Source organism: Streptomyces sp. BBFR25 (assembly GCF_044590125.1).
GTDB classification, from domain to species: domain Bacteria; phylum Actinomycetota; class Actinomycetes; order Streptomycetales; family Streptomycetaceae; genus Streptomyces; species Streptomyces canus_D.
On the sequence record NZ_CP172447.1, the window covers coordinates 5,026,001 to 5,037,799 of the forward strand.

Genomic DNA, 11,799 nt, shown 5'->3' on the forward strand with positions numbered 1-11,799 from the left:
TCATGGCGCAGCTCAAGATTACGCAGGTCAAGTCCTACATCGGCAGCAAGCAGAACCACCGTGACACCCTGCGCTCCCTTGGTCTCAAGGGGATCAACACGCAGGTCGTCAAGGAGGACCGCCCCGAGTTCCGCGGCATGGTGCACACCGTCCGCCACCTCGTGACGGTCGAGGAGGTCGACTGATCATGGCGGAGAACAACCCGCTCAAGATCCACAACCTCCGTCCCGCCCCGGGCGCCAAGACCGCCAAGACCCGTGTGGGTCGTGGTGAGGCGTCGAAGGGTAAGACGGCCGGTCGTGGTACGAAGGGTACGAAGGCCCGTTACCAGGTTCCGGAGCGCTTCGAGGGTGGCCAGATGCCCCTCCACATGCGTCTTCCGAAGCTGAAGGGCTTCAAGAACCCGTTCAAGACCGAGTTCCAGGTCGTGAACCTCGACAAGCTGGCCGCGCTGTACCCCGAGGGTGGCGAGGTCACCGTCGAGGGCCTCGTGGCCAAGGGTGCCGTTCGCAAGAACAGCCTCGTCAAGGTCCTCGGCCAGGGCGAGATCTCCGTGGCGCTGCAGGTGACGGTCGACGCCGTCTCCGGCTCCGCCAAGGAGAAGATCACCGCCGCCGGCGGTACCGTCACCGAGCTCGTCTGAACTACTCGGACGTGTCGATGACATGAGCGATCCCGACCGGGGATGCCCCACAAAAGGGGTATCCCCGGTTGGTCGTTCCAAGGGGAGTGCTCCCGCCGGTAAGGTGGCCTGCGCTGCCCTCTTTCACGGGTGCGTCACATGAGGCACTCTTGGCGGCGGTTCAGCGTTACTCCCTTAGCCGTCCACTTATCAGTCGTCAGTCGAACCTCAAGACCGTCACCCTTGACGCAGTAGCGCGGGGGTCGCAGGAGGCACCGTGCTCACCGCGTTCGCCCGGGCGTTCAAGACGCCCGACCTGCGCAAGAAGCTGCTCTTCACGCTCGGCATCATCGTGGTGTACCGCCTCGGTACCCACATCCCCATTCCAGGCGTCGACTACAAGAACGTCCAGGAGTGCGTGGACCAGGCGTCCGGCAACCAGGGCCTCTTCGGCCTGGTCAACATGTTCAGCGGTGGCGCCCTGCTGCAGATCACGGTCTTCGCGCTCGGCATCATGCCGTACATCACGGCGAGCATCATTCTGCAGCTGCTGACCGTCGTGATCCCGCGCCTGGAAGCCCTCAAGAAGGAGGGCCAGGCCGGTACGGCGAAGATCACTCAGTACACCCGCTACCTGACCGTGGCGCTCGCCATCCTCCAGGGCACCGGCCTGGTGGCCACCGCCCGCAGCGGCGCCCTCTTCTCCGGCTGCACCGTCGCCGGTCAGATCGTGCCCGACCAGGCGATCTTCACCACCATCGTCATGGTCATCTGCATGACCGCCGGTACCTGCGTCGTCATGTGGCTCGGTGAGCTGATCACCGACCGCGGCATCGGCAACGGCATGTCGATCCTGATGTTCATCTCGATCGCCGCGACCTTCCCGTCCGCCCTGTGGGCCATCAAGAAGCAGGGCGAGCTGGCCGACGGCTGGATCGAGTTCGGCACGGTGATCCTCGTCGGCCTGGTCATGGTCGGCCTCGTGGTCTTCGTGGAGCAGGCCCAGCGCCGGATCCCCGTGCAGTACGCGAAGCGCATGATCGGCCGCCGCTCCTACGGCGGTACCTCGACGTACATCCCGCTCAAGGTGAACCAGGCGGGTGTCATCCCCGTCATCTTCGCCTCGTCGCTGCTCTACATCCCGGCACTGATCGTCCAGTTCTCGAACTCGACGGCGGGCTGGGCCACCTGGATCACGAAGAACCTCGCGGACACCGCGGCGACGCCGCACATCATCCTGTACTTCTTCCTGATCGTCTTCTTCGCCTTCTTCTACGTGGCCATCTCGTTCAACCCCGAGGAAGTCGCGGACAACATGAAGAAGTATGGTGGCTTCATCCCGGGCATCCGGGCTGGCCGACCGACCGCTGAGTATCTGAGCTACGTACTCAACCGGATCACCTGGCCGGGTTCGCTGTACTTGGGTCTGATCGCTCTCGTCCCGACAATGGCGTTGGCTGGTTTCGGGGCAAACCAGAACTTCCCGTTCGGTGGCACCAGCATCCTGATCATCGTGGGTGTCGGTCTCGAGACGGTGAAGCAGATCGAGAGCCAGCTCCAGCAGCGCAATTACGAAGGGTTCCTCCGCTGATGCGAATCGTCCTCGTCGGGCCTCCGGGTGCCGGAAAGGGAACGCAGGCCACCCGCCTTGCCGAGACGCTGCACATTCCGCACATCTCCACGGGCGACCTGTTCCGCGCGAACATCAGCCAGCAGACCGAACTGGGCAAGCTCGCGAAGTCCTACATGAACGCGGGCAACCTCGTGCCGGACGAGGTCACGATCGCCATGGCGAAGGACCGCATGGAGCAGCCCGACGCCGAGGGCGGCTTCCTGCTGGACGGCTTTCCGCGGAACGTCTCCCAGGCCGAGGCGCTGGACGAGCTGCTCGAGACCGAGGGCATGCAGCTCGACGCGGTGTTGGACCTGGAGGCCCCGGAGGACGAGGTTGTCAAGCGGATCGCCGGCCGGCGCGTCTGCCGCAACGAGCCGAAGCACGTCTTCCACGTGACGTACACGCCGCCGAAGAAGGAAGGCGTCTGCGACGTCTGCGGCGGCGAGCTGTACCAGCGGGACGACGACTCCGAGGAGACGGTCCGCAAGCGGCTGGAGGTCTACCACACGCAGACCGAGCCGATCATCGACTACTACAAGTCGCAGGGCCTGGTCGCCACCATCGCGGCGACGGGCCCCGTGGACGAGGTCACCCGCCGTGCGCTGGAGGCGCTCAAGCGCGACCAGTAGTACTCCGCCCGGCTGCAGCCGCGGTTCCTCGCTCAGGGGGCCGCGGCTGTGCTGTGGGACGGGGCGGCTCCGCCCCGTATCGTGGGATTGCGTTCCCGTCCCTTCCTCCCCGTCCTCCCCTTCTCCGGTCCAGTCCAGAAAGGCCGCAGCCCCCATGGTGCAGATCAAGAACCCCGAGCAGATCGCCAAGATGCGCGAAGCGGGGCTGGTCGTCGCCGCCATCCACGCGGCCACGCGTGAGGCCGCCGTGCCCGGCGCCACGACCAGGGACCTGGACCAGGTCGCCCGCAAGGTCCTCGCGGAGCACGACGCGAAGCCGAACTTCCTCGGTTACGGCGGCTTCCCGGCCACCATTTGCACGTCCGTGAACGAGGTCGTCGTCCACGGCATCCCGTCCGACGACGTGGTCCTCAAGGACGGCGACGTCATCTCCATCGACTGCGGCGCGATCATCGACGGCTGGCACGGCGACGCCGCCTACACGGCCTTCGTCGGCTCGGGCCACTCCCCGGAGCTGGTCGAGCTGTCCCGGGTGACCGAGGAGTCGATGTGGGCGGGCATCGCGGCCATGAAGCAGGGCAACCGCCTGGTGGACGTCTCCCGCGCCATCGAGAACTACATCCGCCGCCAGCCCAAGCCCGGCGGCGGCAAGTACGGGATCATCGAGGAATACGGCGGCCACGGCATCGGCACCGAGATGCACATGGACCCGCACCTGCTGAACTACGTCGACCGCCGCCGCGGCAAGGGCCCGAAGCTCGTCCCCGGCTTCTGCCTCGCCATCGAGCCGATGGTCTCCCTGGGCACCCCCCGCACGGAGGTCCTGTCGGACGAGTGGACGGTCATCACCACCGACGGCACCTGGTCCTCCCACTGGGAGCACTCGGTGGCCCTGACCGAGCAGGGCCCCCTGGTCCTGACGGCCCCCGACGGGGGCAAGGCCAAGCTGGCGGAGCTGGGGATCACGGCGGCGCCGGACCCCCTTGCATAACGATCTCGTATCCGGGGCAGACTTCCTCGTTTCGCCTTTCCGGGGTTGCTGACGTAGACTGACTCGTCGGCTCTCGTGCACACGTATGCCCTTGAATGTTGAAGGGCGACATAAAGGGTGCGCCGGAGTCGATCAAGGTAGTCGATTCGAAGGGCGAAGCGTGGCCAAGAAGCAAGGTGCCATCGAGATCGAAGGCACTGTCGTCGAGTCTCTTCCGAACGCCATGTTCAAGGTGGAGCTCCAGAACGGCCACCAGGTCCTGGCACACATCAGCGGCAAGATGCGCATGCACTACATCCGCATCCTCCCTGACGACCGGGTCGTGGTGGAGCTGTCTCCGTACGACCTGACGCGTGGCCGGATCGTCTACCGGTACAAGTAGATCTTGCCCACGTCCCGTGCGTTCCGCGCGCGGGTCCGCCGGCAACTGACCCGGAGAACCTCACACCCATGAAGGTCAAGCCGAGCGTCAAGAAGATCTGCGACAAGTGCAGGGTGATCCGCCGTCACGGTCGGGTCATGGTCATCTGCGACAACCCGCGCCACAAGCAGCGCCAGGGCTGACGCACGACCGTTCCCTCCGCGATTCGCATGACTTCGCGCGACGCGAGCTGAACATGTTCATACGCAGGACCCGGACGAGCGATCGTCCGACACCCCCGGTTCGGAGGCCGGGGACCCGAGCCGTACCAAGCCTTTGGCTGTGTCTTTTGAACAGCGTGAAGGTGCCGGCGGCCGGGGGACGGTCCTGTGGAAGACCTCCGACAACCAACTGGAGCCATTGAATGGCACGCGTTTCCGGTGTTGACATCCCGCGCGAAAAGCGCGTGGAGATCGCCCTCACCTACGTGTTCGGCATCGGCCGGACCCTCTCGCAGCAGACGCTCGCCGCCACCGGCGTGGACCCGAACACCCGTGTTCGGGACCTCTCCGAGGAGCAGCTCGTCGCGATCCGCGAGTACGTCGACAACAACATCAAGACCGAGGGTGACCTCCGTCGCGAGGTCCAGGCCGACATCCGCCGCAAGGTCGAGATCGGTACCTACCAGGGTCTCCGTCACCGTCGCGGTCTGCCCGTTCGCGGTCAGCGCACCAGCACCAACGCTCGTACCCGCAAGGGTCCGCGTCGCGCCATCGCCGGTAAGAAGAAGCCGGGCAAGAAGTAGTCCTCAGCGGACGCTTTTCAGCGGTCTTCGCTGTAGGACCGACCACCTCCCGTAGGAGAACGACATGCCCCCCAAGGGACGTCAGGGCGCTGCCAAGAAGGTGCGCCGCAAGGAAAAGAAGAACGTCGCTCACGGCCACGCGCACATCAAGAGCACGTTCAACAACACGATCGTGTCCATCACGGACCCGACCGGCAACGTGATCTCCTGGGCCTCCGCCGGCCACGTCGGCTTCAAGGGCTCCCGGAAGTCCACGCCGTTCGCCGCGCAGATGGCCGCCGAGTCGGCTGCCCGTCGCGCGCAGGAGCACGGCATGCGCAAGGTCGACGTGTTCGTCAAGGGCCCGGGTTCCGGTCGTGAGACCGCCATCCGCTCCCTGCAGGCGACCGGCCTCGAGGTCGGCTCCATCCAGGACGTTACGCCGACCCCGCACAACGGCTGCCGTCCGCCGAAGCGTCGTCGCGTCTGACCCTCGCGGTCGACCAGGCATCGCTTCACCAGGGTTTCCGGGCGGTACGGCTCTTTCGGGTCGTATCGCCCGTACCCTTGCAGTACTAGTCGGGCGTCAAATAGCGGGCGCCCCTGACTGAAGGATCACCACATGCTGATCGCTCAGCGTCCCTCGTTGACCGAAGAGGTCGTCGACGAGTTCCGCTCCCGGTTCGTCATCGAGCCGCTGGAGCCGGGCTTCGGCTACACCCTCGGCAACTCCCTCCGCCGCACCCTCCTCTCGTCGATCCCCGGCGCTGCTGTCACCAGCATCCGCATCGACGGTGTCCTGCACGAGTTCACCACCGTGCCGGGCGTCAAGGAGGACGTGACCGACCTGATCCTCAACATCAAGCAGCTGGTCGTCTCCTCGGAGCACGACGAGCCGGTCGTGATGTACCTGCGCAAGCAGGGCCCGGGTCTGGTCACCGCCGCCGACATCGCGCCCCCGGCCGGTGTCGAGGTGCACAACCCCGACCTCGTCCTCGCCACGCTCAACGGCAAGGGCAAGCTGGAGATGGAGCTGACCGTCGAGCGCGGTCGCGGCTACGTCTCCGCCGTGCAGAACAAGCAGGTCGGTCAGGAGATCGGGCGCATCCCGGTCGACTCGATCTACTCGCCGGTCCTCAAGGTCACCTACAAGGTCGAGGCCACGCGTGTCGAGCAGCGCACCGACTTCGACAAGCTGATCGTCGACGTCGAGACCAAGCAGGCCATGCGTCCGCGTGACGCCATGGCGTCGGCCGGCAAGACGCTGGTCGAGCTGTTCGGTCTCGCCCGCGAGCTGAACATCGACGCCGAGGGCATCGACATGGGTCCGTCCCCGACGGACGCCGCGCTCGCCGCCGATCTGGCGCTGCCGATCGAGGAGCTGGAGCTCACCGTTCGGTCGTACAACTGCCTCAAGCGCGAGGGCATCCACTCCGTGGGTGAGCTGGTGGCTCGGTCCGAGGCCGATCTGCTCGACATCCGCAACTTCGGTGCGAAGTCGATCGACGAGGTCAAGGCGAAGCTGGCCGGCATGGGCCTCGCGCTCAAGGACTCGCCTCCCGGGTTCGACCCGACCGCCGCGGCCGACGCGTTCGGTGCGGACGACGACGCGGACGCCGGTTTCGTGGAGACCGAGCAGTACTGATTCGGCTGCCGGTCGGCTGTGGCTGGTCGCGCAGTTCCCCGCGCCCCTTTGGGGCGCGGGTCCTCCGGGGCGCTTGAAAAGGTGCCCCGGATCTCCGACAGGCGACCGCCTGCTCGGATACTGACCTCGGTACCTGATACGGCCGGGGCAGACACCTAGGAGAGACATCATGCCGAAGCCCGCCAAGGGTGCCCGTCTGGGCGGCAGCGCCGCGCACGAGAAGCTGCTCCTCGCGAACCTCGCGAAGTCGCTCTTCGAGCACGGCAAGATCACGACCACCGAGGCGAAGGCGCGCAGGCTGCGTCCGTACGCCGAGCGTCTGGTCACCAAGGCGAAGAAGGGCGACCTTCACAACCGCCGTCAGGTGCTCCAGGTGATCACGGACAAGAGCGTCGTCCACACGCTCTTCACCGAGATCGGCCCGCGCTACGAGAACCGTCCCGGTGGCTACACCCGGATCACCAAGATCGGTAACCGTCGTGGCGACAACGCGCCCATGGCCGTCATCGAGCTGGTCGAGGCGCTGACCGTGGCGCAGCAGGCCACGGGTGAGGCCGAGGCGGCCACCAAGCGTGCCGCCAAGGACGCGGAGGGCTCCGCCGAGGTTTCCGAGGCCAAGGTCGACACGGCCAAGGCCGACGAGGCTCCCGCCGAGGAGTCCAAGGACGCGTAAGCGTCTGCCGGGGGCTGTGTGATTGCGGCTGCGGCTTCGTCGTGGTTGTTCGCGCAGTTCCCCGCGCCCCTTGAGGGTGTTTGCGGGCCCGTTCCTTTCGAGGGGCGGGCCCGCTTTCGTGTGGGTGAGAGGATCTCTGGGTGAGTGACGAAGTTGAGGCCGGGTTTGTGCGGGTGCGGCTGGATCTCTCGTATGACGGGAGTGAGTTCTCCGGGTGGGCCAAGCAGGCCGGGGGGCGGCGGACCGTGCAGGGGGAGATCGAGGACGCGTTGCGGACCGTGACGCGGTCGCGGGAGACGTACGAGCTGACCGTGGCGGGGCGGACCGACTCCGGGGTGCACGCGCGGGGGCAGGTGGCGCACGTCGACCTGCCGCGCGAGGTGTGGGCCGAGCACCACGTGAAGCTGCTCAAGCGGCTCGCGGGACGGCTGCCCAGGGACGTACGGGTGTGGGCGCTCCGGGAGGCGCCGAGCGGCTTCAACGCGCGTTTCTCGGCGGTCTGGCGGCGCTACGCGTACCGGGTCACCGACAACCCCGGCGGCGTCGACCCGCTGCTGCGCGGACACGTCCTGTGGCACGACTGGCCGCTCGACGTGGACGCCATGAACGAGGCCGCCCGGGGGCTGCTGGGCGAGCACGACTTCGCCGCCTACTGCAAGAAGCGGGAGGGGGCCACCACCATCCGGACGCTGCAGGAGCTGAGTCTCGTGCGGGGCGAGGACGGGATCATCACCGCCACCGTGCGGGCCGACGCCTTCTGCCACAACATGGTGCGCTCGCTGATCGGGGCGCTGCTGTTCGTCGGTGACGGGCACCGCGGGTCCGACTGGCCGGCGAAGGTGCTGGCCGCGGGCGTACGGGACTCGGCCGTGCACGTCGTACGGCCGCACGGGCTGACGCTCGAGGAGGTCGGCTACCCGGCCGACGAGCTGCTGGCCGCCCGGAACAAGGAGGCGCGCAACAAGCGGTCGCTGCCGGGAGCCGGCTGCTGCTGAACGGGGGGCGGTGGGCCGTCAGCCCTCCGCCGCCGCGGACGCCTGGGCCTCACCGCGCCGGCGGATCTGCCGGAAGGCGAACTCGGCCAGGTCGTCGCCGGCCCGGAACACACCGGTGGACTTCTCCGTGACGTCCTTGCCGTTGGTGAACCCGGCGACGGTGAAGTAGGCGTAGCGGCCGTAGGAGTTGGTGGTGGAGCGGCAGACGGCGCCGGTGCAGAAGGACTTCACGCCGCCGCCGGACAGGGAGCGCACGATGCTCTTCTTGTCGGCGTCCTTCTTCGCCTTCACGGCCTGTGCCTCGCTGTCGAAGACGGCCACGCCGACCGTCACGGCGGTGTCGCCCTGGGTGTAGGTGACCCGGATCAGGCGCGTGCACTTGTTGGTGTCGAGGACCTTCGGCAGGGTGCCCTGGGCGGCGGAGCCGCAGGTGCGGGTGTCGGCCGTCGGGCCCTTCTTGTAGACCGTCTCGCCCATGGTCAGCTGGGTCCCGGGGAAGAGCAGGTCCGGGCTGAGCGGGGCCTTGTCCTTCTTGACGCTGGAGACGAAGTCCTTCGGGTCCAGCGGGGGCGGGGCGCTGGTCGGGGCGAAGGACGGCTCGGTGGCCGTCGCGCTGGGTATGTCCGCCGTCGTCGGGAGCTGCGAGGAGGGGCCGTCGGACGCCTGGTCGGAGCCGTTCGCCGAGACCACGGCGACCGCGACGGCACCGGCTATCGCCACGGTGGCCAGCGCGCCGCCGCCGATCAGGAACAGCCGGCGCCGCTTGGCACGGGCCTCGGATGCCTCGGCGAGCGCGGCCCAGTCCGGAGTGTTGTCACTGTTCCCGCTGTTCCAGGGCTGCTGCGACGGCTGTTGCTGTGACTGCTGAGACTGCGGCTGCTGCGATTGCGGTGTCCAGGGATCCCACTGCGACTGAGGTCCCCCCTGCCCAAAGCTCATGGGGCGCATCTTAGACGGGCCGAGGGGCGTGCTGGTGCGGGGACTTGGGCGGCGCAGGGCCTAGCGTTCCGTTCATGCGGACGGGCAAAAGCGACATCTCCGGGTGGTTGGTGCGACCGGCGGGCGGGCACCTCTGGGCGGTGCTGGTGACCGTGCTGGCGGCCTGCGCGGCACACGCGGCGCAGGTGACCTCGGACGGCGGGATGGACAACGCGATCGTCGTGCGGGCCGCCCGCACCTGGCTGGCGGGCGGTTCCCCGTACGACGATCCGCACTTCCTCTATCTGCCGAGCGCCGTCCTGGCCGCCGTCCCGCAGGCACTGCTGCCCGGGGCCGTGCTGCGGGTGCTGGTGCCGTGCGCGGTGACGGTCCTGCTGGCCCTGGCCTGGGCCTGCGCGCTGCGGCTGCACCGGGTGCCGCTGGGCAGCCGGCTCGCGGTCCTCGGGCTGACCGGGATCGCGCTGGGTTTCGCGCCGTTCGGGCACCTGGTGCGGCTCGGCAACTGGACGGTGACGGCGACGGTGGCGCTGCCGCTGGCCCTGCTGCTGGCGAGCCGGGGGCGCTGGACGGGGGCGGGGGCCGTCATCGGGGCGGCCGTGGCGCTCAAGCCGCTGCTGGCGCCGGTCGTGCTGCTCTTCCTCTTCGCCGGGCGGTGGCGGGCGCTGGCGGCGGCCGTCCTGGTGCCCGCGCTGGCCTCCGCCGCGGCGGCCCTGGCGATGCCCGACCCGGCGGGCTTCTTCACCCGCACCCTGCCCTTCCTGCTGCACGGCGACGACGGCTTCGTCCGGCTCTACGAGGCCTCCCCGGCGGCCGTACTGCCCCGGCTCGGGGTGCCACCGGCGCTCGCGCAGGGGCTCGCGGTGGCGGCCGCCGGGGCCGGGGTGCTCTGCGCGTACCGGCGCTGGCGGCGCGCCGACCCCGGCCCGCTGCGGCTCGCGGAGACCGGCGCGGGGCTGATGCTCTCGGCCTTCCTCGTCTCCCGGCCGTCCTACGACCACTACCTCCTGGTCGCCCTGCCGCTGCTGCTCGCCGGGCTGCCGTACGCCGGTTCGGTGGCCCGCGGGGTGTGGTTCTGGATCGCCCTGGTGCCCCAGGCACCCGGCCTGACCTGGCCCTGGCTGGAGGGGGAGCGGCGGCGGGCCTTCCGGGACGCGTTCACCCTGTGCGTGCTGGCGGTGGCGGTCGCCCGGCAGGCCGGGACCGGTCCGACGGGCGCGGGCGACCGCCTTCCCCAGGGGCGGGCGCCGGAGCCGGAGCGGGCTCCCGCGGCCCCGTTTTGACCCGGCCGCCGGGGCCCGGGTATTCTGCACAGTCGTATGTGTATTGGCTTGCTCATTCTCACGTGAGGGGCCCTTACACCGGTCCACCGGGACCGATGACCAGCGACCTGCACGCGGTATGCGTCACCGCGGTGCGGTCAGGGCTGTCGTGATCGTCTTCGGTGACCAATGTCAGGACCACTCACTGAAGAAGCGAAGGCTACGAACCGTGCGTACGTACAGCCCCAAGCCCGGCGATGTGACGCGCCAGTGGCACGTCATCGACGCTCAGGACGTCGTCCTGGGGCGTCTGGCCTCCACCACGGCCTCCATCCTGCGCGGCAAGCACAAGCCGATCTACGCGCCCCACGTCGACACCGGTGACTTCGTCATCATCATCAACGCCGACAAGGTGCACCTCTCCGGCAACAAGCGGACCCAGAAGATGGCGTACCGCCACTCCGGCTACCCGGGCGGCCTGCGCTCCGTGCGCTACGACGAGCTGCTCGACAAGAACCCGGAGAAGGCCATCGAGAAGGCCGTCAAGGGCATGCTCCCGAAGAACTCCCTGGGCCGTCAGATGCTCTCGAAGCTGAAGGTCTACAAGGGTGACCAGCACCCGCACGGCGCGCAGCAGCCGCAGCCGTTCGAGATCACCCAGGTCGCGCAGTAGTTCCGGCCACCCCCTAAGACTGAAGAGAATCTGAGGAGAATCGTGGCCGAGACCACTGCCGAGCAGCCGCTCGAAGAGATCGACATCGACAGCTACACCACCGAGTCCGAGGTGCCCGTCGAGGGCGAGTACACCTCGGAGTCCATGGCCTCCGCCTTCGGCGAGCCCCAGCCGGCCGCCGGCCTGGGCCGTCGCAAGAACGCCATCGCCCGTGTCCGGATCGTCCCGGGCACCGGCAAGTGGAAGATCAACGGCCGCACCCTCGAGGACTACTTCCCGAACAAGGTGCACCAGCAGGAAGTCAACGAGCCCTTCAAGGTGCTCGAGCTCGAGGGCCGTTACGACATCATCGCCCGCATCGCGGGTGGCGGCGTCTCCGGCCAGGCCGGTGCGCTCCGTCTCGGTGTCGCCCGCGCCCTGAACGAGGCCGACGTGGACAACAACCGCGGCGCCCTCAAGAAGGCCGGCTTCCTGCGCCGCGACGACCGTGCGGTCGAGCGGAAGAAGGCCGGTCTGAAGAAGGCCCGCAAGGCTCCGCAGTACAGCAAGCGCTAAGTCGTACCGGCTGGTCCGGCTGTACTCCGAACGCCCCGGCGGCACGCCACTGTGCTGC

The 11,799-nt window shown here is 68.2% G+C and carries 16 protein-coding genes; 15 read left to right on the forward strand and 1 reads right to left on the reverse strand.

Translation table 11 applies throughout. The annotated features are described in order from the left end of the window. Window positions 1-2: 2 nt before the first annotated feature. The 12 genes from rpmD (at window position 3) to truA (ending at window position 8,315) form a co-directional block, all read left to right on the forward strand. Window positions 3-185 carry a 50S ribosomal protein L30 gene (gene rpmD, locus ACGH52_RS23085; protein WP_003974250.1) on the forward strand — a complete coding sequence of 61 codons (183 nt, stop codon included), beginning with the start codon at window positions 3-5 and terminating at the stop codon, window positions 183-185. A gap of 2 nt (window positions 186-187) precedes the next feature. Next, entirely contained in the window at window positions 188-643 is a 456-nt protein-coding gene (gene rplO / locus ACGH52_RS23090; protein WP_003974249.1) for a 50S ribosomal protein L15, read from the forward strand. A 256-nt stretch (window positions 644-899) separates the two neighbouring features. Next, window positions 900-2,213: a preprotein translocase subunit SecY gene (secY, locus tag ACGH52_RS23095; protein ID WP_052839848.1), complete on the forward strand. Its 1,314-nt coding sequence runs from the start codon at window positions 900-902 to the stop codon at window positions 2,211-2,213. Next, complete coding sequence (locus ACGH52_RS23100) at window positions 2,213-2,866, forward strand: adenylate kinase (RefSeq protein WP_121716335.1); 654 nt, start codon at window positions 2,213-2,215, stop codon at window positions 2,864-2,866. Before secY ends, ACGH52_RS23100 begins: the two co-directional genes overlap by 1 nt. 154 nt (window positions 2,867-3,020) lie before the next feature. After that, window positions 3,021-3,857: a type I methionyl aminopeptidase gene (gene map, locus ACGH52_RS23105; protein ID WP_399941982.1), complete on the forward strand. Its 837-nt coding sequence runs from the start codon at window positions 3,021-3,023 to the stop codon at window positions 3,855-3,857. A 160-nt stretch (window positions 3,858-4,017) separates the two neighbouring features. After that, on the forward strand, window positions 4,018-4,239 hold the full coding sequence (gene infA / locus ACGH52_RS23110) for a translation initiation factor IF-1 (protein WP_003948620.1): 222 nt from the start codon (window positions 4,018-4,020) through the stop codon (window positions 4,237-4,239). A 68-nt stretch (window positions 4,240-4,307) separates the two neighbouring features. Beyond that, window positions 4,308-4,421, forward strand: a complete 114-nt coding sequence (gene rpmJ / locus ACGH52_RS23115; RefSeq protein WP_003974245.1) for a 50S ribosomal protein L36 — start codon at window positions 4,308-4,310, stop codon at window positions 4,419-4,421. Window positions 4,422-4,642: 221 nt separating this feature from the next. After that, entirely contained in the window at window positions 4,643-5,023 is a 381-nt protein-coding gene (rpsM, locus tag ACGH52_RS23120) for a 30S ribosomal protein S13 (protein WP_003974244.1), read from the forward strand. A gap of 64 nt (window positions 5,024-5,087) precedes the next feature. Beyond that, on the forward strand, window positions 5,088-5,492 hold the full coding sequence (gene rpsK / locus ACGH52_RS23125) for a 30S ribosomal protein S11 (protein WP_003948617.1): 405 nt from the start codon (window positions 5,088-5,090) through the stop codon (window positions 5,490-5,492). A 132-nt stretch (window positions 5,493-5,624) separates the two neighbouring features. Next, window positions 5,625-6,647 (forward strand): DNA-directed RNA polymerase subunit alpha, encoded by a 1,023-nt coding sequence (locus ACGH52_RS23130; RefSeq protein WP_003966937.1) that lies wholly within the window; start codon window positions 5,625-5,627, stop codon window positions 6,645-6,647. 169 nt (window positions 6,648-6,816) lie between these two features. Then, a complete protein-coding gene (gene rplQ, locus ACGH52_RS23135; protein ID WP_059300031.1) occupies window positions 6,817-7,320 on the forward strand; it encodes a 50S ribosomal protein L17 in 504 nt (167 codons plus the stop codon). 140 nt (window positions 7,321-7,460) lie between these two features. Next, a complete protein-coding gene (gene truA / locus ACGH52_RS23140; protein ID WP_399941985.1) occupies window positions 7,461-8,315 on the forward strand; it encodes a tRNA pseudouridine(38-40) synthase TruA in 855 nt (284 codons plus the stop codon). 18 nt (window positions 8,316-8,333) lie between these two features. Here the strand turns inward: truA and ACGH52_RS23145 are convergent, their stop codons facing one another. Then, the gene (locus tag ACGH52_RS23145; RefSeq protein ID WP_399941988.1) at window positions 8,334-9,254 is read right to left on the reverse strand and encodes a hypothetical protein; all 921 of its coding nucleotides are present in this window, start codon (window positions 9,252-9,254) and stop codon (window positions 8,334-8,336) included. A 74-nt stretch (window positions 9,255-9,328) separates the two neighbouring features. Here ACGH52_RS23145 and ACGH52_RS23150 point away from each other — a divergent pair, with 74 nt between their 5' ends. The 3 genes from ACGH52_RS23150 to rpsI all read left to right on the forward strand — a co-directional run bounded on the left by ACGH52_RS23150 (window position 9,329) and on the right by rpsI (window position 11,741). Then, a complete protein-coding gene (locus ACGH52_RS23150; protein ID WP_399941991.1) occupies window positions 9,329-10,534 on the forward strand; it encodes a glycosyltransferase 87 family protein in 1,206 nt (401 codons plus the stop codon). 208 nt (window positions 10,535-10,742) lie between these two features. Further along, window positions 10,743-11,186 (forward strand): 50S ribosomal protein L13, encoded by a 444-nt coding sequence (gene rplM, locus ACGH52_RS23155; protein WP_031041507.1) that lies wholly within the window; start codon window positions 10,743-10,745, stop codon window positions 11,184-11,186. A gap of 42 nt (window positions 11,187-11,228) precedes the next feature. After that, window positions 11,229-11,741 (forward strand): 30S ribosomal protein S9, encoded by a 513-nt coding sequence (rpsI, locus tag ACGH52_RS23160; protein WP_052839842.1) that lies wholly within the window; start codon window positions 11,229-11,231, stop codon window positions 11,739-11,741. Window positions 11,742-11,799 lie beyond the last annotated feature (58 nt).